Genomic DNA, 1,114 nt, shown 5'->3' on the forward strand with positions numbered 1-1,114 from the left:
GGCGCTGGCCGACTTCGTCGCGCCCGCGGGCGTGCCGGACTATGTCGGCGGCTTCGTCGTCACCGCCGGCATCGGCGAGGACGTGGTCGCCGACCGCTTCAAGATGGCGAACGACGACTACTCCTCGATCCTGTGCAAGGCGCTGGCCGATCGCCTGGCCGAAGCCTTCGCCGAGCGCATGCATGCCCGCGTGCGCCGCGAGTTCTGGGCCTATGCGCCGGACGAGGCGCTCTCGAACGAGGAGATGATCCTGGAGAAATACCAGGGCATCCGCCCCGCCCCCGGCTATCCCGCGCAGCCCGATCACACCGAGAAGGCGACGCTGTTCGAGCTGCTCGATGCGGAAGCGAACTGCGGCGTGAAGCTGACCGAGAGCTTTGCAATGTGGCCCGGCTCCAGCGTGTCCGGGCTCTATTTCGCCAACCCTGCGAGCTATTATTTCGGCGTCGGCAAGATCGAGCGCGACCAGGTCGAGGACTATGCCGCGCGCAAGGGCATGAGCGTGGCGGAGACCGAGCGCTGGCTCGCGCCGGTGCTGAATTACATCCCGTCGCAACAGACCGACAAGACCTTTGCGGCAACACCCGCGAACGACGAGACGTCAAAGGACCTTGCCTCCCACCCGCCCGGCTGCACCTGCGCGGTGCATCTGGTCTGGCAGAAGAAGCGCGCAGGGGCGGGATAGGCCCGCCTGCCAAACAAAAAGTGCGAAAACAACCCCATGCACAGTAGAATGGGGTTGAAAAGGTTGAAGAATTTTGGGTGCCGAGGCCGGGTTTGCGGCGTCGGGCAAAACAGCGATAAACTTCCATCATCGGCTGCGTCGCGGTCTGACAACCTCGCCAAGCCCAGCGCCGTCATTCCGGGGCGCGCCTCTTGGCGCGAGCCCGGAATCCATTTGTCCTCGTCCCGAGCAGCACGATTCTCAGGTGCGCAATTGCGCACCATAGTTTGATGCTGCGCATCGCCCCGGAATGACGGAGAAATCCCCCTCACCCTTTCGGCGGCGCCAGCGGCTGCACGAACTCCTTGAACGGCGCCAGCGCCTCGCAGCGCTCGGCATGCGCCGACAGCGCCGGATAGCGCGACGCGTCGAACAGCTGCGGATGCGCCT

1 protein-coding gene and 1 pseudogene are annotated in these 1,114 nt (G+C 65.1%); one reads left to right on the forward strand and one right to left on the reverse strand.

The genetic code is table 11. The annotated features are described in order from the left end of the window. Window positions 1–685 (forward strand): vitamin B12 dependent-methionine synthase activation domain-containing protein (locus tag MOV75_RS39200; RefSeq protein WP_309487014.1); only part of this gene is annotated, 685 nt, incomplete at its 5' end. Window positions 686–992: 307 nt separating this feature from the next. On the opposite strand, the pseudogene MOV75_RS39205 reads toward MOV75_RS39200, so the two are convergent. Next, a pseudogene (locus MOV75_RS39205) lies at window positions 993–1,114 on the reverse strand (glutathione S-transferase family protein); the annotation flags it as partial.

It is taken from the genome of Bradyrhizobium sp. PRIMUS42, assembly GCF_023006515.1.
Taxonomy (GTDB): domain Bacteria; phylum Pseudomonadota; class Alphaproteobacteria; order Rhizobiales; family Xanthobacteraceae; genus Bradyrhizobium.